Here is a 22,785-nt window from a genome sequence, read left to right on the forward strand (position 1 = left end):
GGCCGAGCGTATCGAGACCACCATGCGCAACGTGGTCTCGATGCGCCCTCCGCAGAGCTCCGGGCTACTCGACCACCTATGACGTCGCCCCTCGTTCCGGATCCTGAGTAGCCGCGAGGAACGAGCGGCGTATCGAAGGGCGGGCTACTCGACCACCTACGACGTCGACGCGAGGACGACCGGTGGATGCGCTCCCGTCAGCCCGCCTCAGTCACCGAGCAGGGTGGCGTGACGGTCTCGCTTCCACCGGGCACGGTGGGCGTCGTGACCACGCGCAGGTCGTGGGTGTATTCGGTGCTCACTCGCACGGTCGCGCTGACCTCCTCGTCCGGCGCGAGCACCGCTTCCCAGATCAGCACGGAACGATCGCCATCGTTGCCGCGGCCGAAGCCTGCGTTGCTCGAGGACGTCGCCGAAACGATCTCGGCGCCCTCCGGCAGGTACAGATACGTCACCGTGCGTGTGCTCCCGCGCGGAACGATCCTTCCTGCGCCCGTAATCGATGTCGGCAAGGTGGCCGCGGCCGGCGGTGCGGCGTTACGTAGCGCAACCTCGAGAACGGCCTCGATCCCGCCGGACTCGTTGGTGCACCAGGAGGCGCCGGACGTCACGCGAGAGTAGAAGCTCATCTTCGAGGGCGTGCCGTCATTGAGAAAGACCCCGAACGTGGTTTGCTCGGGCCGCACGTCCAGCGGCTTGCCTTGGAGAGGGGTCCCATCAAGTACTGCTTGGTCGGCCTCGTTCTCATTCCAGATGGCAACCCGCCCTTCGCGCGTGGCGCGGGTGAAGGCGTCGAGTAGCGGACCGGGTTCCGCGGCGCCGCTGAGCATCGCGTCGAAGATGGCGGCGGCGGTGGCCTGAAAGAACTCATCCTGCTGCCGAGGATCATCGAAGCGGACATACGGGTCGTTGAGGAGGAGCTGCACCGCGTTCTCGCTCGTGATGACGTCGCCGGTCGGCAGTGTGAGGGGACCGATCGACTCCAGCACATAGGAGAGTGCCACGGGATCCACCGCGATGACTCCGTCAACATGCTGACCCGTCTGCCGCTCCCACATGGCCTGAGCGAGGGGAGCCGACACGGTGAAGTCGGGAATCTGGGTGACGTTGGACATCCAGCGGGCTGGCTGATTGTCGAAAAGCGCCGCGCGGTCGTCGCTCAGGGGCAGCACGGGTTCGTCGAATCGGGGAAACTCCACCGCGGCACTCTGGGACTCCAGCGAGATCGTCCCACTGTCGGTGCGCAGGAGGGCCATCGCCCCCACCAGTCCGCCGAGTGAACGTGCCTCGGCGTTGTTCTGGAAGAGCAGCAGGTACTCGCGCGGGCCCTCGTGGCCGAGCATGGCCGGCATCAGCTGCGAGGCACGGGTGATCGCGTCGGCGCCCGAGCTGGCAGTGCGCAGTTGCTCACCCACCTCGTCGATCTGTTCAGCGACGGGAGCCAGCAGCGGACGCCGGTCGATGTTCTCGATCCGGTCGGCCGCCCGGCTCACCCGCTCGGCGCTCATCGCCGCCACATCCTGAACGCTCGCTAGCGCCTCGACGTTGATCCGGCCGTCGGTCGGACGAAGGTCCTCCACCGAGAAGTCCTGGGTCACCTCGACGAGGGGACCGAGCGCCGATGACGCCACCTCGTCGACGGTCGCGATCGCCGTCGACACCGCGGACAGCTGTTCGCCCACCCATGGCACGTACTCGGCGGCTCGCCATACCGGGTCCGAAGTCAGCGAATGCGCGGACGACGTCTGCTCGGCCAGCTCGGCGACCCGGGTGGACGTGGCCTCGGTGTCGGTGATGTTCGCGCGGATCTCGCGGACCGTCTGCTGCGCGTCGCGGACGTGACCGTACGCGAGGTATCCGCGCACACCCACCCACGCGGCGGCGAGGATCGCGAGTACCAGCAGACCGAACAACACCCACACCACGATGCGGCCGGCCGAACGGGCAGAAGGCGTCAGCAGCGGGTTCGTCACCCGACGATCCTAGAGGCTCGATCGCCTCCGTCCAGGGATCACCAACTTGGTCCCGAACACCGTAAGCGGAACGGCAGCGTCTCGAGCGCCACTCCGCAGCGGCGCAGGTCGCTCGGATGCATCAACTGCCAGGCGTGGAGCCCGAAGGCCACCAGCACGAAGGCGTCGTCGTCAGCTTCGCCCCTTCGCCGTTCCCACACGCCCTGACAGAACGCGCAGGCCGGATGCGCGAGATACGAGTAGGGAACGGCGAGACGTTCAGCGGACCGCAGCAAGGTCGGCACACTGCGCACGTTGAGGACCGGGTCCTCGATCCCGCTGGTCCCGATGACGGCTTCGAGTGGCTCGTCAATCCCCGGCTGCGGAATGAAAACCGGCCTCCACTCGGCGGATTGGAAATGCGCTTCGAGCTCGTCATCGTCGGTCATCGCTGATGCATGGCACCCCTGCAGGATCGCCACGCGCACCGCATCCAGCACCGACGAGTAGTCGTAGATCCGACGATTTCCCAACACCTCGCCATCATCTATTAATGGTGCCGGTGTGTCCATCGGTCACCGCCAGTGCAGCTCGCGATGAGGCGAGGTTCAAGGAGCGAGATTCTTGGCGATCGTGTCGACCGCTTCCTCGATCTGGCGAGCTACCGCGTCGTGGACGTCGTCGGATCGGCCGATGGGATCCTCGATGTCGACGTCCTGAGGCCCGTCGCTGCGCATCATGGCCGCGCCGCGCACCAGATCGGCAGGGCCGTTGGCGCCCACCCGGGGAGCGAGTGCCGCGAACTCCAGCAGCGTGAAGGTGCGGCGGAGCGCACCGGGGAACACCTCGAGCACGTCCCCGCGATGATCGCGGGTCGCGGTCAAGATCAGATCGGCCTGCCGGGCGATGTCAGGGGTCAGCTGCCGCGCCGCCAGGTCCGGCAGGTGGATGCCCCGGCGCGTGAGACGCTGCACGACATTCGCATCGGTGCGGCCACCGTCCAGAGCGCGAATTCCCGCGCTTTCGACGACGAATGCGCCGGAATCCAGTCGCCGGCGCAGGAGACCCGCGGCCAACGGCGACCTGCACACGTTCGCCGTGCAGACGACCAGGATGCGAAAGGCCATGGCGCGAGCGTAGCGAAGACACGACCGGCGGCATGAACGATAGGGTGGCCGCATTGCTGTTCGCTCCCGGAGGCACCCTCGCATGGATTTGAAGGACTATCTGCGCGTTCTGCGCCAGCGGTGGATCCTCATCACGGTCACCACCTTGCTGACCGTCGCCGCTGCTGCCGCGGTCACCATCGCCGCGACACCGCAGTACCAATCCACGGCACGCCTGTTCGTCTCGACGCCGTCGACGATGACCGATGGGCAGTTGCAATCGGGTGGACAGTTCTCCCAGCAGCGGGTCAAGTCGTACGCGACGCTGATCAAGGGCGAGGAGGTCGCCCGCCGGGTGGTCGAGCGGCTGAACCTCGACAGCTCGCCCGACGACCTGATGAGGAAGATCAGCACGAGCGTGGAGCTGGACACCGTCGTCCTGTCGGTGTCGGTCGAGGACCCGTCCGCCGAGCGTGCCCAAGAACTCGCCCAGACGGTGGCGCAGGTGTTCGCCGAGTACGTCCGCGAGCTGGAGACCCCCGAAGGACAGCTCGACGCTCCGGTCAAGGCCTCCATCGTCGATCGCGCTACGGTGCCGACCACTCCGGTCTCGCCGCAACCGGTGCGCAACCTCGGCCTCGGCCTGGTGCTCGGCCTGCTGCTCGGTGCCGGCCTCGCGGTGCTGCGCGAAGTGCTCGACAACCGCATCAGGTCACTCGAGGACATCACGGCGGTGTCGGGCGAGGAAGCTCCCTTGCTCGGCAACATCTTCTACGACCGAGAAGCCGTCGCCCAGCCGTTGCTGCGGGGTCTGCCCAGCCATCACCCCCGGATGGAGGCGTTCCGGGTGCTGCGCACCAATCTGTCGTTCGTCGACCCGGGTGCCGAGCACAAGGCCTACGTCATCACCAGCGCGCTGCCCGGCGAGGGCAAGTCGAGCACCACCAGCAACCTCGCGCAGATGCTCGCCGACGGCGGCCAGCGCGTGCTGTTGATCGAGGCGGACCTGCGCCGGCCGCGCGCCGCCCAGTACCTCAACGTCGAATCGGGTGTCGGCGTGACGACGATCCTGCTCGGCCGGATCGACTTCGCTGATGCGGTGCAGCCGATCTCGGCCAATCTCGACTTCCTCGCCTCGGGACGGATCCCGCCCAACCCGGCCGAGTTGCTGCAGTCGCGAGAGATGCACAAGCTGCTCGCGCAGGCGCGGGCCGACTACGACATCGTGCTCGTCGACGCACCCCCGCTGCTGCCGGTGACCGACGCCGCTCTGCTCGCCTCGGTGACCGACGGCGCCCTGGTCATCATCCGGCACGGCTCCACCACCACCGACCAGTTCGCCAGCTCTCTCGACCGGCTCCGCCAGGTCGACGCCCGGCTGTGCGGCACCATCGTGACGATGTCCCCGCAGCCCAAGCGCCGCGGCGGATACGGATACGGCTATGGCTACGGATACGGCTATGGCTACGGGTACGGCCCGGAGAGCCAGCCCGGCTCCCGCGCCGAGCGCAAGCGCGACAAGAAGGCTCGGCGCGCCGAGGAGTCGGTCTAGAGGCCCGGCGGCGTTCCACGCCGCCACGAAGTCTCAAGAAGCCGGCGCTGTGAAGGTTCGATGCGGTTCGATCTCGGCTTCCAATCGCTGCGCGGCCTGGAGTAGCCGATCGCGCACGAGGTCACGATGTTCCTGCGCGAGGGCATCGAGCGGCATGGAGCAGCTGATGGCGTACGAAGGGCGCGGCAGGGCGGGAACGGCGATCGCGTAACACGTCAAGCCGAGCGTGTTCTCCTCCACTTCCATCGCGTAACCGTGCCGCGCAACCTGTTCGAGTTCCTCGCGCAGCCTCGCACGAGACGTGATCGTTCTCGAGGTGACGGGCGTCAGCACATCTGGAAGGACAGCGTTCACCTCGTTCCAATCGCGGGTAGCAAGTAATGCCTTGCCGAGGGCACACGCATGAGCGGGCAGGCGTCGCCCCGGGCGGGTCAGGGCAGACGGACGATCGGGGGCTGTCAGCGACTGGATGTAAACGACGTCGGCGCCGTCAAGTCTCGCCAGGTGAACCGTTTCTTTGAGATCGGAGTTCAGCGCCTGGCGTAACGGCTCTGTCCGGCGCACCGTCGGGTCGAGGTCGATCGCCGTCACGGCGGCTTGAAGCGACCGTAAGCCCAGGCTGAAGCGGTTGTCGTTGACCTCGACCCAGCCACGACGTTGCAGCGTCACGAGCAGCGCGTATGTCGATGCCCGGGGGATCTGCAGCGCCTCCGTGACCTCTTTCAAGGTGCGCGGGGCCGGGGACTGGATGAGGTACTCGAGAAGTTGGAGCGCGCGATCAGCGCTCTTGACCGTGCGCACACCCGAGATTTCAGCTGTCTTATCGGGCACGTCGTCTCCTAAGTGGGTCAGCGGCGATGGTACCTCCGCGCGGAAGACGGCACGAGCGCATTGTTAGTTGCTTCCGCCGTCTTTGGGAAAAGTCTTGACCGTTAATACAGAGGCGTGTCAAGCTGTCTCCCATACTAGACCAGCATCTACATTCGTAGACAGGAGCGTCCAATGGAGCGACTCAGCAACGGGGTTAAGACCGCCAGGGCAGTGACGACGGTGACGGTCTTGGCTGCGCTGGCACTGGCGGGATGCGGCTCCTCCGCCGGTTCGAATGACGGGTCCGGCGACCCGTCCAAGATCACTGTGTACTCGACGATGATCCCCGCGGTCCAGGAGAAGCTCGCCGCCGACTTCGAGGAGCGCACGGGCATCGAAGTCGATTGGACACGCGAGCAGAGCTCGGCGCTCACGCGTCGCTTCCACGAGGAGACCGCGGCAGGTAAGCCCGTTGCTGACGTCCTCACCATGAACGAGGAGGTCTACGCGGTCGACAACGCCTCGATGTTCGAAGACCTCAGCGACCTGGAAGGAATGGAGGCGATCCCCGAGGAATGGCGGTTGACCGACCAGACCTTCCAGCCGACCTTTGCCCCTCAGAAGATCGCTTATAGCAAGGAAAAGTTCGCCGGGCGCGAAGACGAGCTGCCGCAGGACTGGAGCGACCTCCTCGACCCCCGCTTCAAGGGGGGCAAGATCCTCTTCGCCGATCCGCGCACCAACCAGGAGTTGTCGAGCAAGCACCTCTACGCTCTCGCCGAGTCTGAGGGTGAGCAGTTCCTCGCCGACTTCGCCGCTCAGGAACTGACAGTGGTGCCGTCCTCCACGCCGGGCATGGAGGAGCTCGCGGCTGGGAACGGCGAGCTGCTTGCTTACAGCTACGACATGAACCTGCTGGCCTACGAGGACGCGGGAGCGCCGATCGGCCTCGTCGGCCCATTCGAGCCGGTCGTCGGCCTCAGCTTCTACACGCAGATCCCCAAGGACGCACCCAATGTGGAAGGTGCGCGCGCCTGGGTCGAGTATCTCGTGTCGCCCGAAGGCCAGCAGATCATCAACGACGGGGTGGGCGTCTCGCCTCTCGGTGAGGACATTCCCGGTTCGTTGACCATGCCTGAGGCAGCGGTCAACCCCGATCCAGCCGAGGCGCTCGCGAAGCTGCCCGACTACCTCGATCTGCTCGGGCTCGAGTGAGGGGACAGACGATGGGAGCGACAGCAGTCACGAGTGACATCACTGCGGACATGGCAAGGAACGCGGATGGGGACGACGTCAAGGTCCGTGCCTCCAACGTGATCAAGACCTATCCGGGCAAAGATGGCCTCGTCACCGCGCTCAAGGGAGTCTCGGTCGAGATTCCCCAGGGCGAGATGGCCGTCTTGCTGGGGCCGAGTGGCTGCGGCAAAACCACGTTGCTGCGTTCGATCGCGGGCCTGGAGCGGCCCGAAGGCGGCGAGATCTCCGTCTCCGGACGCACGGTGTATTCCTCGGACCACAAGGTCTATCTGCCGCCCGAGCGCCGTGCCGTGAGCATGGTTTTCCAGTCCTACGCGCTGTGGCCGCACATGACCGTGGCCCAGAACATCGGCTACCCCCTGGCATGCCGGAAGGTGGCGAAGGCGCAGATCGCTGAACGCGTGCAGCAGATGATGGACGCCGTTCATCTGGGAAAGTACGGACATCGGTATCCAAACCAGCTGAGCGGAGGCCAACAGCAGCGCGTCGCACTCGCGAGAGCGATCATCGCTGACGCCGACGTCATCCTGTTCGACGAACCACTCTCCAACGTGGACGCCCGGGTGCGCGAGGAGATTCGTAAGCAGATCATCGCGCTGCAGGCGGAGTTCAACTTCGCGGGCATCTACGTGACGCACGATCAGGTTGAAGCCGGTGCCATCGCAACGAAGCTCATCGTCATGAATCACGGTGAGATCGCCCAAGTGGGACGACCGCAGGAGCTCTACGACAACCCGGTCAGCCGATATGTCGCTTCCTTCATGGGAACCACGACCGAAGTGAGCGGTACAGCGACCAGCATCGACGGCATGGTCGCGCTCGACACCGCTGTGGGTCGGGTGATCGGCAAGCCGACCTCGGCGATCGTCGACGGTGACCGTGCGGTCGGGGTCTTCCGCCCGGAGTGGGGCCACGTGGTTCATGAGCACCCCGGTGCCGACCACAACGTCTGGCCGTGCGTCGTGAAGCTGAAGAGCTTTATGGGTGCGCATATGGAGGTCGTCGTGGAGCTGAGGACCTCGAGCGGCGCGCCGGTCGAGGCGACCGTCGCAGCACCACGGGGCAGCGGACTGCGTGAAGGTCAGTGCTACTACCTCCACGTCCCCAGCGCGGACCTGTGTGTGCTTCCCGAGGGGGAACAGTGAGCAGTGCGACGACGCTCATCGTCGAGCGGCTCGGATCGCGGCGCTCGGCGCACCGATGGGTCACACTGCTGCTCATTGCAGTGGGCTTCCTGGTGCTGTATCCGGTCGTTCGGATGCTGTGGCGTTCGTTCGTCGTCGATGGAGCCTTCAGCCTCAGCGCGTTCGGCCAGCTCTTCGAGGCCCGCGGCTTCTCCAGCATGCTCGCTGACACGGCGATCTATGTGATCGGCACCGTCATCGTCGCCACGCTCATGGGCGGTTTCCTGGCATGGGCGATGGAGCGCACCGATGCGCGGATCAATGCCATCGCCGGCGTGCTCCCGGTCATTCCGATCCTGGTGCCCGCGATCGGCCTGATCTTCGGTTACCTCGTGCTGTTCTCGCCCGAGTCCGGGTACGCCAACATCCTGCTTCGCTGGTTGCTCTCGCTCGAGACGACATCAGGCCCCATCAGTATCGCCAACTTTCCCGCACTCATCTTCGTGACGGCGGTGAGTTTCGCGCCGATGGCCTACATGATCGTTTCCGCTTCACTGCGCAACGCGGATCCAGCACTCGAGGAGGCGTCACGGGTCAACGGCGCATCGAGGTGGCGCACGTTCTGGCGCGTGACCCTGCCGACGAGTCGGACCGCCATCTTGAGCAGCGCGTTGATGATCGCCATTCTCAGCGTGGGCGCATTCACCTTCCCGCTCTTCATCGGCACTCCTGCAAACATCACGACGGCCTCGGTCTTCGTCTATCGCGGATTCTCGTCGTGGCCCCCTCAGCAGGACGTCGCGATTGCGCTCGCCGTGCTGCTGACCATCGTGGTGCAGATCGCGGTGCTTGCGCAGCTCCGCGCCGCGCGGGCTGCCAACCGCGCTGTGATCGCCGGGAAGCGTTCGTCTGCCAGCGCCCTTCAGCCGCTCGGTCCCTGGCGTTGGGTGGTGCGCGGCTTCATCGCCTTCTACATGACCGCAGTGCTCCTTCCGCTCCTCGCGTTGATCACGGCCTCGCTACTGCCCTACCGCGGTGCCACGGTGAGCTTCGACAACTTCTCGTTGGACAACTATCGGAGCGTCCTCTCTGACGCCACGAGCAGAGAAGCACTCATCAACAGCTTCAGCTTCGGTGCGATCGCCGCGGTGCTTGCGATGTTGATTGCAGCAGTACTGATTTACGCGGCGACCGTGCGGCAACGGAGTCGAGGGATCGACCTCGTCCTCTACGTGCCCGCCGCGATCCCCAACACCGCCTTGGCGGCGGCCTTCATCGTCGCCTTCGCGGGCCCGCCCTTCAACCTCTACGGCACGGCCGCCTTGCTCATCCTGGCGTATATCACCGCGTTTCTGCCGCAGGCCTCGGCCTCGGCCACTGCCGCCGTCAGCCAACTCAACAAGGAGCTCGTGGAAGCCTCGTACGTCTCCGCAGCGTCCCCGCTCCGAACAGCGCGACGCATCATCGCCCCGCAACTCCTTCCCGGCCTCTTCGCCGGCTGGGTGATCGTGTTCTTCCTCGGTGTCAACGAGGTCACGATCTCGGTACTCCTGGCCGGCCTCGACACTCCGGTCGTCGGACAGGTCGCGGTCGAGTTCTTCGAGTCCGGACGCGTTCCGCATGTCACGGCGATGGCGGTGCTGACCTTCATCGCCTCCCTGGTCGTGGTGGCGCTGGCCTACAAGACGGTGTCGCGGGCTGCCGCGACATCGCGATGAGTGAGGTGGTGACCCCATGGCACAGGTGATGATCATCGGCGGCGATGTACCCGCCGACCTGGTGGCGCGGCTGGAGGCCGAGCACGACATCGGATACGGCACGCACGCCGACCTTCGATCGGCGACACCTCACGAGGGGATCGCTGCCGCTGAAGCGATGGTCCTGATCGGACAGCCCACGATCGACGAGGCCGTGCTCCAACGCGCGCCGCGGCTGAAGGTGATCGCACTCCGTGCGGTCGGGTACGACAAGGTCGATCTGGACGCCTGTGCGCGCCGTGGTGTCGTCGTGTGCAACACCCCCGACGTGCTGAGCCGAGCCGTCGCAGATCTGACCGTCGGTCTACTCCTGGGAGCCCTCCGGCAGCTGCGGCGCGGAGTCGACCATGCCTCGGACGGGTGGAGCCAGGGGGCGCCGAAGCCACCGCTCGGCTCGGACCTACGAGGTAAGACTGTGGGAATCGTCGGCTTCGGCAGTATCGGCCGTGAGGTGGCGCGGACGTGCGCGGCCGGGTTCGGTATGCGTATCGCCTATACGTCGCGCTCCGGTCCATCGACGTCCGCCGACTTCCCCGGCCCTGGTTGGCTCCCGTTCGAGGATCTTCTCGCGCTCTCCGATGTGATTTCGCTGCACGTTCCGCTGACGCCGGAGACGTGGCACCTCATGGACGAGCATGCGTTCTCGCAGATGAAGGCCGGCGCTTACCTGGTGAACACCTCACGTGGTGGCCTCGTCGACGAGCCCGCACTCATCGCCGCGCTGCGTGCAGGACACCTCGCCGGAGCCGCCCTGGACGTGCTGGCGAACGAACCTCCTGATTCGGACAATCCGCTGCTGCGCATGGACAACGTCCTCGTCACGCCGCATATCGGCAGCGCCACGGTGGAGACGCGTCGCGCTATGGCGCATCTCGCCGTCGACAACGTGCTTCGGGTGCTGACCGGCGCACCTCCGGCTACGCCGGTCACGACTTCCCCGACCTTGACTTCCCTGGAGAGAGGCCCTCAATGACCGAGACCGACCTGACGATTCCCGACCGCAGTCTGCTGGGGTTCCCTGTGACACCCTATGGCGACGACGGGGAACTCGCGCTCGACCAACTGGCGACGCAGAGCGAGGTCCTCCTGTCGTACGGCGCCCGTGCCCTCTTCGTGGGGTGCGGCACGGGGGAGGTGCAGTGCCTCTCGCTCGAGGAGCACGAACGGATCGTGCGCGCCTCGGTCGACGCGACAAACGGGCGTGTCCCGGTGTTCGGGGCGGCCGCCTTCGGCCTGCCGAACGCTGTGGACATGGTGCGGCGAGCGGCTCGCGCCGGAGCGTCCGCCATCTTGGCCTTCCCGCCCTACATGTCGACGTTGCACCAGGCGGCGCTACTCAGCTACTACGAGCGCCTTGCCGACGAGTCGCCGCTGCCGGTGGTGCTCTACCAGCGCGATGGTGTCGTCTTCAGCCGGGACACGTTGCTCCGCCTGGCGGCCCACCCTCGGATCGCGGGGCTCAAGGACGGGACCGGAGCGGTGGAAGTGTTGCAAGCACAGGTGAGCGCGGTCGACGACCCGAACTTCTTCTTCTTCAACGGAACACCGACCGCGGAGCTCTTTGCGCCCGCCTTAGGCGCTGTGGGCGTGGCGTCGTATTCCTCCGCACTGCTCAACGTGGTCCCGGAGTTCGCCGAGGACTTCAACAAGGCGTTCCTCGCCCACGACACGGAGACGATGCAGCACTACACGAAGGAGGTCGTGCTGCCGTTCGTCGAACTCCGCGACCGGGTCGCCGGATACGCGGTGTCGCTGATCAAGGAGGGCGTCAACCTTCGCGGGGGCTCTGTAGGCCCGGTGCGAGGTCCGCTCCCGACCCCCACGCCCGCGGACCGGGAGGACTTGTCGAGGTGGCTGACCTCGATCGATCTCGACACGCCGCTTCGGCCGAAGGGCGGCGTGGACGCGGAGCGCGAGGGAGTGACGGTCTGATGCGTATCCACCTCGACCTCGACCTGTGCCTCGGCTACGGCAACTGCGTCATCGAGGCTCCCGAGTATTTCGAGCTCGACGACGACTCGGGCAAGGCCATCGTCCTCATCGAGAATCCCGCCGAGACGGACCGCTCGGTCGTGGAAGCAGCGGTGCGTTCGTGCCCGGCGGTCGCTCTGCGCCTCGAGGATTGAGGGGGCACCGATGACGCAGACTGCGCAAGCCTCGACGGAACGACGTCCCGATCACGTTCTCGTCGTCGGTGCATCTCTGGCGGGCATCGCCGTCGTCGAGGAACTTCGGGCCTCCGGTTTCGAGGGCGACGTCACGGTGGTCGATGCGGACCCCGATCTGCCCTATGACCGGCCGCCGCTCTCCAAACAGTTCCTCGTAGGCGCGATGGGTGAGGAGCGTCTGCTGCTCAAGCCGGAAAGCTGGTATCAAAGCAACGATGTCCGGCTCGATCGCGGGGTGCGCGCGGTCGCTCTCCGCGCACTTCCCGGCGGCGACATTGCCGTGGAGCTGGACTCTGGCCGCGTCATCCACGCCGACGACGTCGTGATCGCGACTGGTGGGCGAGCGCGCCGCATGCGGATCGCGGGAGAACTGGCGGCGGGGGTAGGGACGTTGCGTTCGGTCGCGGACGCGCGCGCTTTGCGTGAACGTCTGAGTGCGCGAACCGGTGAGCTGCTGGTCGCGGGGGCGGGATTCATCGGGCTGGAAGTCGCTTCGGCGGCCGTCACGTTCGGATGGAGGGTGACGGTCGTGGACCGCGCCGCCGCACCACTGGCTCGTGTCCTGCCGTCCGAGGTCGTGTCCCTCTGCTTGGCGCAGGTGCCGGCGGGCCAGGTGGACATCGTCTGTGACTCCGATCTGCGTCGCCTCGACGAGCGCGGCGGTCGCTTGGTGGCCGAGCTCGCCGACGGTTCGATTCGAACCTTCGACGAGGCGGTGGCCGGTATCGGGATGACTCCGAACGTCGAGTGGTTGGAGGACTCGTCGATCGAGATCGGGGACGGGCTGACTTGCGACGGCCAGGGGCGGACCTCCCTTGCTCATGTCTGGGCGGCCGGCGACGTGGCCTGTTGGCCGAACACCTCGACGGGACTTCGAGTCCGCACCGAACAGTGGCAAGCAGCGCGTGAACAAGGCCGGATCGTCGCCCAAGCGATGCTCGGATCCGACGGCGTGTGGTCGACCCCGCCGTACTTCTGGACCGAATTGTTCGGGCGTCGTGTCCAAGTGGTGGGAGTGTGTGACGCCACGATGAGCGCCCGGACTTTCACCGACGAGCGGCAGCGTTCGCTCGTCCTCGTGGGAGAGGCCTCCCTCCGAGCCGTGATTGCGGTCAACAACCCGCGATGGGCGGCCTTCGGTCGCCGATGGCTCACGGAGGGCATCACCGCGGAGGATGCCGCCCAAAGAGCCCGGGAGCTGACAGTTCCGGGCGCAGAACTCAAGCCAGCGCAATGAAGGAGAGGTAACGAAGTGGAATCAGAGCAGATTCGCGAACTCGTCGACATCCCGAACGGGGTGGCAAGCCGCTCGATCTTCGTAGACGAGGAACTCTACCGCCAGGAACTGAAGCAGATTTTCGGACGGGGCTGGCTGATGGTCGGCCACGAATCACAGGTCCCCGAGCCGGACGACTTCATGCTCAGCCGCATGGGCGAAGAGTCCGTCATCCTCACCCGGGACCGGCAGGGCGAGCTTCACGTCCTGCTCAATTCCTGCCGGCATCGCGGCATGAAGGTGTGCCGATTCGACAAGGGCAACACGAGGCTCTTCACCTGCCCGTACCACGCGTGGAGCTATACGACCGACGGTTCGCTCGTCGAGCGGGCAGGCGACCTGTTCGGCGTTCCCGGATGGAAGACGCACTATCACGAGGCCCTGGACAAGAAGGAATGGGGACTCATCAGCGTCGCTCAGATGCGCAACTACAAGGGCACGATCTGGGCGACGTGGGACATCGACGCTCCGCCGCTCGAAGAGTACTTGGGCAGCTTCAAACTGTGGCTCGACTCGGCGTTGAACTCTCGCAGTGGCGAGGAGGGCGGCTCGACCGTGCTCGTCGGTGTGCAGAAGTGGCGCGTCAAGTGCAACTGGAAGTTCGCGCCCACGAACTTCATCGGTGACGCCGCCCACGCGGTCAGCCACAAGTCCGTGAACCTCGCCAACATCAGTCCGAGCGGTAGCGGACGCCGCGATCAGCGCGCAAAGGGGCACTACGCCTTCGGCTGGCCCGACCTGGGCCACGGGGGGCTCGGATTCACTCCCCGTCCCGAGGAGGAGTGGGAGCAGGGCTCGGTCTTCGGCCGATTCCCCGAGGTCAGCGAGTACTTCCGCGAGGTCTTCGAGAAGCGCAAGGTCGAGCGTGCCGGTGAGACCCACTATCAGGGGAAGGGCACGATCTTCCCCAACACGTCCTTCCACGAGGATCAGCCGCGGACCATCATCGTGCACCATCCGAACGGTCCGGAGGAGACCGAGTTCTGGCGGTACTACCTGGTCGACGCGGACGCGCCTGAGTTCGTGAAAGACACGTTGCGTCACTACTTCATGACGTATTCCGGCCCTGGCGGCATGACGGAGCAGGACGACCTTGAGAACTGGTTGTACGCCAGCGACGCGAGCAAGGGCATGATCGCCCGCCAATTCCCCTACAACTACCAACAGGGCCTGGGGTACTCCGAGCCGTTCGACGGCTACCCGGGCTCGGTCTGGTGCGGTTACCGCGAGACGGAGCAGAATCAGCTGATCTTCCTCAAGCGGTGGTCGGAGTTCATGCAGGGCTGGAACTGGGACGAACTGATGCACCGGTCGACGCATCCCGATTACGTTCCGTTCCCGCTGAAGGCTGGCGAAAACGTCGAGGAGGTCCGATGAGCATGGCATCTACCGACCGGGTCGGCGTCGAGGAGGCGCTCCGTCTGCAGTTCGAGATCGAGCAACTCTACGCGCGAGAGGCGCATCTGCTCGATGAACGCAGGTTCGAGCAGTGGCTCGACCTCTTCGCCGATGACTTCATGTTCCGCGTGCCCATCGCGCAGAACGTTGCGTTCAACGCCCTGGAGGAGGAATACCTCGAGGACGCACTCGCGATCAGCTGGATTCATGACGACAAACCGACCATGGCGAAGCGCGTCGAGCAGATCAGAACTGGTGTCCACTGGGCCGAAGAACCGCTCTCTCGCACCGTGCATCTGGTGAGCAACGTGCTCATCGACGTCGTGGAATCGGACGACGACGGCCCCCTCGAACTCGATGTGAAAAGCGGCGTGCTCTCGTACCGGCACCGGCTCACTGACCAGGAGGACACCGTGGTTGGGCGTCGCCATGACCGGCTCCGCCGGATCGACGACGTCTGGCTGATCAGCGGACGGACGCTCTACATCAGCCAGACCGTCTACCTCGGTAGCTCGTTCAGCCACTTCATCTAGAGGGAGAAGAACCGTGAGTACGCAACGACAACCGCAGGACTCCATGGCCGTGGTCGAGGGCGACCGCCTCCGGCTCAACGACGGCTCGGTCGTATCCGTCGATTTCAACCCCCGCGACGGTGTTTGGCTCTTCTGCACCTATGTCTCGAGCCCCGACGAGTCACTCGTCGGGCAGTCGCAGCAACCGGTCTACGGCACCGAGGTGGCCGCGTTCGTGGAAGGAGAGGACGCATGAGCGTCGAAGGCACCACCGTCGTCGTGACGGGTGGCGGACGAGGGTTGGGACGAGCCTTCGCCCGCGGATTGGCCGACGCTGGTGCGAATGTCGTCCTGGCCGATATCGCCGACACCTCTGAAGCGGTCGGGGAGATCGAGGAGTCGGGTGGCAGTGTTTTGCCGCTTCGCGTCGACATCACCGACCAGTCATCCCTCAAGGCGATGGTGCGCGATGCGACCGACCGTTTCGGGGGCGTCGACGTCCTGATCAACAACGCGGCGTACTTCCGCGCCGCCCGGTCCGGCAGCTTCGAGGACGTCGACCTCGATGAGCTGGATCGGTGCCTGGAGGTCAACGTCAAGGGCACATGGTTGGCGACCCGAGCCGTGCTTCCGCTGATGAAGGCAGCAGGTCACGGCAAGATCATCAACGTCAGCTCGGCCTCGATCTGGAAAGGCACCAGCGCGACCGGGCCGCACTACCTGACGTCCAAGTCGGCATTGATCGGGTTCACCCGGGCGTTGGCCCGTGAGCTCGGTCCCCACGGGATCACCGTCAACAACCTCGTGCCAGACGCCATCCCCGAGACCGGGCTGAGCAGCGATGGGTCCTCCGGCAGTTTGAGCCGCCAGATCGATCAGCGTTGCCTCAAACGTGAGCAGAAGGCTCAAGACATGGTCGGCACGGTGCTCTATCTCAGCGGCTCGGGTTCTGACTTCGTCACGGGCCAAAGTCTCCACGTCAATGGCGGCTCCTTCTTCAGCTGACCGCCCTGCACTCCGCAGTACACATCACCAGACTCAGAAAGGGCACGCTCGTGCTTAACGTCGATGGAAATTCGATCACCGGTAACGTCATCGGAGGGGCTGAGGTCCTCGCCATCCAGGGTGGCCAGCGCGTGAAGATCGCGCCGGCGACCGGAGCCGAGCTCGCGATCGTAGCTGAGTCTGGCCCCGAGGACGTCGATGCGGCCGTCGAGTCCGCGCTGAAGGCCCAGCGGGTGTGGGCCGCGATGTCCGTCCTCGATCGGAAGGCGGGAATGCTGGCCTGGGCACGCAACCTTCGTGAGTGTGTCGATGAGCTGGTGGCTATTGACGCCGCGGACAGCGGAACTCCGATGCACGATATGCGCAAAGGCGTCATCAACGGGATCACGCATCTGGAGCATTTCGCTGGCCTTGGCTTCGAACTCGTCGGCCAGACGGTCCCGGCGACCCCCGGTAACCTGCACTACACCGTCCGCGAGCCATACGGAATCGTCGGTATTCTGACGCCGTTCAACGGGCCGTCGTTCTTTCCCATCAAGCTCTCCGCACCTGCGCTCGCGGCGGGCAACGCGGTGATCCTCAAACCGTCGGAACAGACCCCGCTCGGCGCCACGATCATCGCGAATGCTGCGATCGGTGCACTGCCGGACGGCCTGGTCAATGTTGTGCAGGGCGGACCTGCCGTCGGTGAGGCCATCGTCAAACATCCTCGCGTCGAGCGCTTGCACCTCACTGGCGGCGTGCCGACCGGCCTTGCCATCCAGAAGGCTGCGGCCGACAGCGGGTACGTGAAGGAGATCAGTCTCGAGCTGGGCGGGAAGAACCCGTTGATCGTGTTTCCCGACGTGGACGTGGAGACCGCGGCTCGGGCTGCCATCAAGGGGATGAACTTCACGCATCAAGGACAGTCATGCGGCTCGACCTCGCGCCTGTTCGTGCACCGGTCGCTCGCGGACGCCGTCACGGAGCGTGTGACGCAGCTGGTTTCGCAGATCAACGTGTCTCTTCCGGACGATCCCGACGCCGAGATGGGGTCCCTGGTGTCAGAACGGCACAAGGCGCGAGTGCTCTCGATGATCGCGATGGCGAAGGAGGAGGGGGCCACGCTTCTCACTGGCGGTGGGGAAGGTGATGGTCCGCTCGCCGATGGCGCGTATGTCATGCCCACCGTTTTCGGTGGCGTGCGACCCGACATGCGAATCGCCCAGGAAGAGGTCTTCGGCCCGGTCCTGTCGATCATCGTGTGGGACGACGAGACCGAGATGCTCGAAGCCGTCAACAGTGTCGACTACGGACTGACTGCCTCGATCTTCACCAACGATCTCACCAAGGCTCTGACGACCGCCGGGAAGGTCGAGTCTGGTTACGTGTGGATCAACGAGGTCGTCCATCGGTGGCTCGGGGTTCCGTTCGGCGGCTACAAGAACTCCGGCGCCGGAGTGGAGCATGCCAAGGAGACGATGCTGGAGTACACGCGGGAGAAGTCGATCAGCGTCGTGCTCAGCCGCGGGCAGGCAACCCTCTGATGAGCAGCATGACCACGGTGCTCAGAGGCGAATCGTTCCTCGGGGGAGAGCGTCGCCGCGGCAGTTCGTCGACCCGTCTCCGCTCGCGGGATCCCCGCACCGGCGAAGAACTCGACCCCGAGTACGCAGCCGCCGACTTCCGGGACATCGCCGAAGTGTGCGCAGCAGCAGCCCGTGCTTTCGTGGCGTATCGGGCGGTACCCGTCGAACGTCGGGCTCAATTTTTGCGCGCCATCGCCGAGGAGATCGAGCGAGATGCCGCGCAGATCGTGGCCCGTGGCGCACAAGAGACGGGGTTCGCCTCGGGCAAACTGGAAGGCGAGATCGCACGGACGGCCGGCCAATTGCGGCACTTCGCAGATCTCGTTCTTGAAGGAAGTCCGTTCGACCTCCGCATCGACCACGCGGACCGAACCGGGCCGGAGCTGCGGAGTCGTTCGGTCGGCATCGGCCCGGTCGCGGTGTTCGCAGCATCGAACTTCCCGTTGGCGTTCTCCGTCGCAGGCGGTGATACCGCTTCGGCCCTTGCGGCAGGTTGCCCCGTGGTGGTCAAAGCGCACGAGGCGCATCTTGGGGTCAGCGAGCTGGTCGCAGCAGCCGTGGCGCGCGCCGTAGAGGAGTGTGAGCTGCCGGCGGGAGTTTTCTCCATGATCGTGGGGCCCGGACGAGACGTCGGGCGGGCGCTGGTCTTGAATGAACACATCCGCGCGGTCGGGTTCACCGGATCTCAAGCAGCCGGGCTGGCGATCGCCCGCGCCGCTGCAGACCGAACCGAGCCCATCCAGGTCTTCGCCGAGATGAGTTCAGTCAATCCTTGCTTTCTCCTTCCGAACGCCCTTCGCGAACGGGCCGAGGAGATCGCGACAGACTTCGTGAACTCGTTGACCCTCGGCGCCGGTCAGTTCTGCACCAACCCAGGGCTTCTGGTCCTGGAGGACGGCGTGGATGCGGAGCGCTTCCTTGAGGCCGCACGGCATGCGCTGCTCAAGCTGGCAGCTCAGCCGATGCTCTCTTCGAGAATTCACCGGGCCTTCGAGGCGGATGCGCAGGCGCGCGCGACCAACCCGGAGTTGATCCCCTTGGCTGTGGCTCCCCCCGGCGATGCCTCCGGGCCCAACGATGTCGCCGGGTGCATCTTCGGCACCGACGCGGACACCTTCGTAGCGCGGCCAGAGTTTCAAGACGAGGTGTTCGGGCCGCTAGCACTCGTCGTGCGTTGTCGGGATACAAGGGACTTTGAGCGCGTCGCGGAGGTCATGACCGGACAACTCACCGCCAGTCTTCATGTCGGAAACGGTGATGAGGACGCTGCCCGTCTGCTCGTTCCGAAACTGGAGTCTTTCGCCGGTCGCGTCATCTTCGACGGCTGGCCCACTGGTGTACGCGTGTCCGATGCCATGGTCCACGGGGGCCCCTTTCCTGCGACCTCAGCAGCGAGCACGACGTCGGTCGGTTCGAGAGCGGTGAATCGCTTCCTGCGCCCTGTCTGCTACCAAGGATTCCCCGAGTGGGCGCTTCCTGAATCGCTGCGAGAGGCGAACGTCGAGCGCTTTCCGCATCGGCTCAACGGTGTTTCTCAGGCGGGAAGCGAGGAGTCGGTCTAGAGGCCCGCGGCGTTCCACGCCGCCACGAAGTCGGTCGCGGTCGCGTTCGCGTCCAGGTACGTCGCGCCCTGTGCCGCGGCCACCTGCTCGGTGATCTCGTTCTTCTCCGCTTCCAGATCGCCCGGGTCGGTCCAGGCGGGTTGCATCAGTACCAGGTGGGCATCGGGCCAGGCCGATTGCACGGCATCGACCGCCTCGGTCAGGCCGAACTGAAAGTCGTCGGCCCACGCGACGTCGGCTGTGCCGACGCTGAGCACCACGACATCCGGGGGAGCGCCGGTCAGCACGTCGGCCACGGTGGGTTCCTCGAGCAGCGTGACGCCGGATTCGACTCGCACGTCCGCGGCCAACTCCCGCCCGGCCGCGGGCGCCCACTCGTCGAGGTGCTCGTCGCCGATGAACACCAGCGAGCGTTCCGCGGGCGCGGTGACCGGCGGCTCCGTCTGCGGGGTGCGCGGCGTCGCGGTCAGCGGCGTCACGCCGGTGCCGGCCTGTTCGGGCGTCGGGGGCTGCTGCATGGCGAGCACGACCAGCACCGCCGTGCCCAGCGCGAGCATTCCCACGCCGACCGCAACAGCTCCACGGATGGCCACCTGCCAAGCCTAGTGAGCGCGGAAGTGGAGCCGCAATCTTTGCATCGCGTGAACATCATGGTCATAGATGCGCTACGCTCCTGCCCGGGTCGGGGTAGAGGGTTGGGAGAACCGAGATCGTGCGCCGTTTTGCTGTCGCGACGTTGCTGTCCGCCATCGTGACGATGTCCTTGGTAGGGATCGGAGCGTCGCCGAGTACGGCGTCCTTCGGGCAGGGTGGCCAGCCCTCGGTCACGCTCAACCCGGGTGGCGGTGTGTCCGCCGACGGCTCCGACGGGCTCCGGTTCACCATCAATGCCGACGGGATCGGTCAAGACCGTCCCTACTTCCGCGGTACCGACCAGTACTGCTGCAGTGCCGGTGCCCCGATGCTCAACATCGGTGGGGAGCTGTTCGGCCAGGCTGGTCCGGCGGGTACGTCCGCCGATTGGAACTCGATCGAGATCCTCTCGATGTCCGGTGCGGTCGCCGTCGGACCCAGAACAACCGATCGGGGCAGCGGCGCGGCGACGTTGCGGTACACGGCGGTCAAGGAGGGGCTGACCTACGTCATGACCCGTACGGTCAGCTACACCTATCCGAACAGCTTCGTCACCGACTCGTACGAGTTCGTGATCCCCGACGGCAACGCCGCCCCGGTGAAGTTCTACCTCGGCGGCGACACGGCGCCCGGCGACTCCGATGTCGGTGAGGGCGTCATGCTCACGTCGCCGGTCCGCTCGGTGTTCTCGGTCAACCCCGCTTCGGGAATCCAGTTCGGATTCCGCGAGGTCCCCGGTTCCAAGCCCTTCGACGGCGCGACCGCCCAGCACTTTGCCGAGCCGTATCCGATCGTCCAGGAAGGTCGAGACCTCGGCTTCTTCGCCGAGCGAGACGTTCACGACGCGGGCCTGATGATGCAGTGGAACCTCGGCTCGAGCCCTGGCGTTCAATCGGCGGCGCTTCTGCAGACCGTGAACCTCAAAGGCGTGAACCTCACCGCGGGCTTCGATCGTGATGCTGTGATGTCGGGCGGCACGGCGAAGCTGGATGTCTCCATCGAGAACACCGACACGGTCGGGCACGGCGACCTCGGATTCGCGCTGAACTACCCCTCCGGATTGACGCCCACAGTGGCGAGTACCAACTGCGGTGGCAGCTACTCCTTCGGGCGCAACGGCGACATCATCACCGGGACCCTGTCCCGCGGTGCAGTCGGCGCTGCGAGCAATTGCGTCATCTCGACCAGCTTCACCGTCGACGGATCGGCGCCGCTCGAGCTGTCGTCGACCAACTTCTTCGATCTTGTCGGCATGACGAACGCCGTCGGCACGAGCGTCCTGGAACTGCTCATTGCTCCGGCCTACTCTGGTGCGGAGACGCTCGGCGACTTCACGGTCGGTTCCGCTGCGACCGCGACGGTCGCCCCCGCGGACGCCGGAAACCCGCCGCCCACCTACGCCATCGTCGCCGGCGCACTCCCGGCCGGTGTGCACCTCGACGCCTCGACCGGCGCGATCACCGGAACGCCCACCAGCGCCGGCCCCTACAGCGTCACCATCCGGGCGTCGAATCGCGGAGGCGAGCACGAGCACACGTTCACCGGCACGGTTGCCACCGGCGCCACGGCCGTCGGCATCGAGATCGACCCCGCCACAGTGAGCATCGGCAGCGCGGCGACGCTCACCGCGACCGGGCTTCCCGATGCCGTGAGCGGGACCGTCGATTTCCGGGCCGGTGACCAGACGCTGTGTTCGGCCACCCTCCCCGAACTCTCCTGCGCCACATCGACCTCGCTCGACGTGGGCGCGTACGACGTCGTCGCCGTGTACTCCGGCGATGCGAACTGGACCGGGTCGACATCGTCGGCGGGAACGCTTGAGGTCTCCCGCCGCCCGGCCACAGTGACCGGCGCTCCGGTCACCCCGTCGGTCGCCTACGGCGACGACATCGTCGTCGGTGCCGCCCTGGACGTCGCGGACGCCACGGGCACGATCACGGTGACCAGCGGCGACCAGACGCTGTGCACGATCACCCTGCCCGGCGACAGCTGCGTGGCTGACCAGGTGCTCGCTGCCGGGAGTTACCCGCTCACGGCGGCCTACTCCGGCGACGCGACCACCGCCTCGGCCGACGGCAGCCTGGGCACCTTGACCGTCACCCGGGCGGCCGTCGCACCGGCACCGAAGGATGCGGAAACGGTCTACGGTACCGATGCGCAGTTCAGCCTGCCGCTGCCCGAGACCGCGACCGGAACTGTCGCCTTCTCGGTCGATGGCACCGAGCTGTGCCGTTACGACGTGACGACCGCCGACCACTGCGTCGCCGGCGGTATCGCTCCTGAGTCGCGGTACAGCCCGTCAGCGGCGTCGGCGCTGGCCTCTCCCGTGCTGCTGCCTGCCGGCACGTATCCGCTGACGATTCACTACAGCGGCGACGCGAACCACGAGCCTGCGACGGTGATGGCGACCCTCGAGGTCGCCAAGGCATCACCGGTGCTTCAGGCCGACGACGTTCGGAGCGTGTACGGCCAGGAGCCCGAGCTCGCTGTTCTCGGAGTTCCGGAGGCCGCCGGCGGCACGGTGAGCTTCGCGCTTGCCGGCAGCGGCGAGCAGCTCTGCACCTACCCGGCAGGGGAGGACTCCTGCGTCGTCGACGGCCGCCTCAGAGCCGGTGACGAGGAGGTGGTGGCGCACTACTCCGGCGACGCCAACCATGAGGGCGCGTCGGTCACCTTCCAGCTGAGCATCGAGCGCGCCCCCGTCGAGGTGATCGCCCCCGACCGGGTCGAGACGGACGAGGGAACCGCGGCCGCCCTGGAGGTCGGGGTGGACGCCGTGGACGCGACCGGCACGGTGACCGTGCGGCACGGCGACGAGGTGCTGTGCGTCGTCACGCTCCCGGACACGTCGTGTGCCCTGCCGCGCACGCTCGCATCGGGATCGCGCGACCTCACCGTCGACTACTCCGGCGATTCCAACTACCTGGCAGCCACGACCACGACGCGATTGATCGTCAACGCGGTGTCGGACTCCACCGATGCGGCAGGCGTACCGCGCGTCGGCGGGCCGCTGGTGTGGCTGCCCGTGCTCGGCCTGCTCGCCCTCGTCCTGGGAGCGGCCGCGGGGCGGGCCTCGCGGCGTTCGGGCTGAATACCGGCATATCT

Annotated in this window: 20 protein-coding genes; 15 read left to right on the plus strand and 5 right to left on the minus strand. The window is 66.1% G+C overall.

The features are described 5' to 3' along the window. Positions 1–197: 197 nt before the first annotated feature. From D9V41_RS15575 to D9V41_RS15585, 3 genes are read right to left on the minus strand one after another with little or no spacing between them, the layout of a single operon-like run. The gene (locus D9V41_RS15575; protein WP_121795513.1) at positions 198–1,973 is read right to left on the minus strand and encodes a DUF4012 domain-containing protein; all 1,776 of its coding nucleotides are present in this window, start codon (positions 1,971–1,973) and stop codon (positions 198–200) included. Positions 1,974–2,011: 38 nt separating this feature from the next. Then, complete coding sequence (locus D9V41_RS15580) at positions 2,012–2,524, minus strand: hypothetical protein (protein WP_133434214.1); 513 nt, start codon at positions 2,522–2,524, stop codon at positions 2,012–2,014. A 36-nt stretch (positions 2,525–2,560) separates the two neighbouring features. Continuing rightward, positions 2,561–3,079, minus strand: a complete 519-nt coding sequence (locus D9V41_RS15585; RefSeq protein WP_166376072.1) for an arsenate reductase/protein-tyrosine-phosphatase family protein — start codon at positions 3,077–3,079, stop codon at positions 2,561–2,563. A gap of 82 nt (positions 3,080–3,161) precedes the next feature. On the opposite strand from D9V41_RS15585, the gene D9V41_RS15590 reads away from it, so the two are divergent. After that, complete coding sequence (locus D9V41_RS15590) at positions 3,162–4,610, plus strand: tyrosine-protein kinase domain-containing protein (RefSeq protein WP_121795516.1); 1,449 nt, start codon at positions 3,162–3,164, stop codon at positions 4,608–4,610. Between the two features lie 33 nt (positions 4,611–4,643). Here the strand turns inward: D9V41_RS15590 and D9V41_RS15595 are convergent, their stop codons facing one another. Continuing rightward, positions 4,644–5,441, minus strand: coding sequence for an IclR family transcriptional regulator (locus D9V41_RS15595; protein ID WP_121795517.1), 798 nt, complete (start codon positions 5,439–5,441; stop codon positions 4,644–4,646). A 228-nt stretch (positions 5,442–5,669) separates the two neighbouring features. Here D9V41_RS15595 and D9V41_RS15600 point away from each other — a divergent pair, with 228 nt between their 5' ends. The 13 genes from D9V41_RS15600 (at position 5,670) to D9V41_RS15660 (ending at position 19,047) form a co-directional block, all read left to right on the plus strand. Further along, on the plus strand, positions 5,670–6,635 hold the full coding sequence (locus D9V41_RS15600) for an ABC transporter substrate-binding protein (protein ID WP_166376073.1): 966 nt from the start codon (positions 5,670–5,672) through the stop codon (positions 6,633–6,635). 11 nt (positions 6,636–6,646) lie between these two features. After that, positions 6,647–7,822, plus strand: a complete 1,176-nt coding sequence (locus D9V41_RS15605; protein WP_121795519.1) for an ABC transporter ATP-binding protein — start codon at positions 6,647–6,649, stop codon at positions 7,820–7,822. Next, on the plus strand, positions 7,819–9,519 hold the full coding sequence (locus D9V41_RS15610) for an ABC transporter permease (protein WP_121795520.1): 1,701 nt from the start codon (positions 7,819–7,821) through the stop codon (positions 9,517–9,519). The genes D9V41_RS15605 and D9V41_RS15610 overlap by 4 nt, the downstream gene beginning before the upstream one ends. A gap of 16 nt (positions 9,520–9,535) precedes the next feature. Beyond that, positions 9,536–10,531, plus strand: coding sequence for a 2-hydroxyacid dehydrogenase (locus tag D9V41_RS15615; protein ID WP_121795521.1), 996 nt, complete (start codon positions 9,536–9,538; stop codon positions 10,529–10,531). Then, positions 10,528–11,490 carry a 5-dehydro-4-deoxyglucarate dehydratase gene (locus D9V41_RS15620; RefSeq protein ID WP_121795522.1) on the plus strand — a complete coding sequence of 321 codons (963 nt, stop codon included), beginning with the start codon at positions 10,528–10,530 and terminating at the stop codon, positions 11,488–11,490. Before D9V41_RS15615 ends, D9V41_RS15620 begins: the two co-directional genes overlap by 4 nt. After that, the gene (locus D9V41_RS15625; protein WP_121795523.1) at positions 11,490–11,684 is read left to right on the plus strand and encodes a ferredoxin; all 195 of its coding nucleotides are present in this window, start codon (positions 11,490–11,492) and stop codon (positions 11,682–11,684) included. Before D9V41_RS15620 ends, D9V41_RS15625 begins: the two co-directional genes overlap by 1 nt. 10 nt (positions 11,685–11,694) lie before the next feature. After that, positions 11,695–12,963 (plus strand): NAD(P)/FAD-dependent oxidoreductase, encoded by a 1,269-nt coding sequence (locus tag D9V41_RS15630; RefSeq protein WP_121795524.1) that lies wholly within the window; start codon positions 11,695–11,697, stop codon positions 12,961–12,963. 15 nt (positions 12,964–12,978) lie between these two features. Continuing rightward, positions 12,979–14,379, plus strand: a complete 1,401-nt coding sequence (locus D9V41_RS15635; RefSeq protein WP_121795525.1) for an aromatic ring-hydroxylating oxygenase subunit alpha — start codon at positions 12,979–12,981, stop codon at positions 14,377–14,379. Continuing rightward, the gene (locus D9V41_RS15640) at positions 14,376–14,933 is read left to right on the plus strand and encodes an aromatic-ring-hydroxylating dioxygenase subunit beta (protein ID WP_121795526.1); all 558 of its coding nucleotides are present in this window, start codon (positions 14,376–14,378) and stop codon (positions 14,931–14,933) included. Before D9V41_RS15635 ends, D9V41_RS15640 begins: the two co-directional genes overlap by 4 nt. Before the next feature lie 13 nt (positions 14,934–14,946). Further along, positions 14,947–15,168, plus strand: a complete 222-nt coding sequence (locus D9V41_RS15645; RefSeq protein ID WP_133434215.1) for a hypothetical protein — start codon at positions 14,947–14,949, stop codon at positions 15,166–15,168. Beyond that, entirely contained in the window at positions 15,165–15,917 is a 753-nt protein-coding gene (locus D9V41_RS15650) for an SDR family NAD(P)-dependent oxidoreductase (RefSeq protein ID WP_121795528.1), read from the plus strand. The genes D9V41_RS15645 and D9V41_RS15650 overlap by 4 nt, the downstream gene beginning before the upstream one ends. Positions 15,918–16,048: 131 nt before the next feature. Then, a complete protein-coding gene (locus tag D9V41_RS15655) occupies positions 16,049–17,443 on the plus strand; it encodes an aldehyde dehydrogenase family protein (RefSeq protein ID WP_243697313.1) in 1,395 nt (464 codons plus the stop codon). Further along, on the plus strand, positions 17,443–19,047 hold the full coding sequence (locus D9V41_RS15660) for an aldehyde dehydrogenase (NADP(+)) (RefSeq protein WP_121795530.1): 1,605 nt from the start codon (positions 17,443–17,445) through the stop codon (positions 19,045–19,047). The genes D9V41_RS15655 and D9V41_RS15660 overlap by 1 nt, the downstream gene beginning before the upstream one ends. On the opposite strand, the gene D9V41_RS15665 is transcribed toward D9V41_RS15660, so the two are convergent. Next, entirely contained in the window at positions 19,044–19,640 is a 597-nt protein-coding gene (locus tag D9V41_RS15665) for an SGNH/GDSL hydrolase family protein (protein WP_133434216.1), read from the minus strand. The genes D9V41_RS15660 and D9V41_RS15665 overlap by 4 nt on opposite strands. A gap of 119 nt (positions 19,641–19,759) precedes the next feature. Between D9V41_RS15665 and D9V41_RS15670 the strand changes: the two genes are divergently transcribed. Next, positions 19,760–22,771 (plus strand): Ig-like domain repeat protein, encoded by a 3,012-nt coding sequence (locus D9V41_RS15670; RefSeq protein ID WP_121795532.1) that lies wholly within the window; start codon positions 19,760–19,762, stop codon positions 22,769–22,771. The last annotated feature ends 14 nt before the right edge of the window (positions 22,772–22,785 follow it).

Source organism: Aeromicrobium phragmitis, from assembly GCF_003674095.1.
Lineage (GTDB): Bacteria > Actinomycetota > Actinomycetes > Propionibacteriales > Nocardioidaceae > Aeromicrobium > Aeromicrobium phragmitis.

Excerpts from the sequence above, each read along its gene's own strand:
- D9V41_RS15580 (WP_133434214.1), bottom strand. The coding sequence starts at position 2,524 with ATGGACACACCGGCACCATTAATAGATGATGGCGAGGTGTTGGGAAAT.
- D9V41_RS15585 (WP_166376072.1), bottom strand. The coding sequence starts at position 3,079 with ATGGCCTTTCGCATCCTGGTCGTCTGCACGGCGAACGTGTGCAGGTCG.
- D9V41_RS15590 (WP_121795516.1), top strand. The coding sequence starts at position 3,162 with ATGGATTTGAAGGACTATCTGCGCGTTCTGCGCCAGCGGTGGATCCTC.
- D9V41_RS15605 (WP_121795519.1), top strand. The coding sequence starts at position 6,647 with ATGGGAGCGACAGCAGTCACGAGTGACATCACTGCGGACATGGCAAGG.
- D9V41_RS15615 (WP_121795521.1), top strand. The coding sequence starts at position 9,536 with ATGGCACAGGTGATGATCATCGGCGGCGATGTACCCGCCGACCTGGTG.
- D9V41_RS15620 (WP_121795522.1), top strand. The coding sequence starts at position 10,528 with ATGACCGAGACCGACCTGACGATTCCCGACCGCAGTCTGCTGGGGTTC.
- D9V41_RS15625 (WP_121795523.1), top strand. The coding sequence starts at position 11,490 with ATGCGTATCCACCTCGACCTCGACCTGTGCCTCGGCTACGGCAACTGC.
- D9V41_RS15630 (WP_121795524.1), top strand. The coding sequence starts at position 11,695 with ATGACGCAGACTGCGCAAGCCTCGACGGAACGACGTCCCGATCACGTT.
- D9V41_RS15640 (WP_121795526.1), top strand. The coding sequence starts at position 14,376 with ATGAGCATGGCATCTACCGACCGGGTCGGCGTCGAGGAGGCGCTCCGT.
- D9V41_RS15650 (WP_121795528.1), top strand. The coding sequence starts at position 15,165 with ATGAGCGTCGAAGGCACCACCGTCGTCGTGACGGGTGGCGGACGAGGG.
- D9V41_RS15660 (WP_121795530.1), top strand. The coding sequence starts at position 17,443 with ATGAGCAGCATGACCACGGTGCTCAGAGGCGAATCGTTCCTCGGGGGA.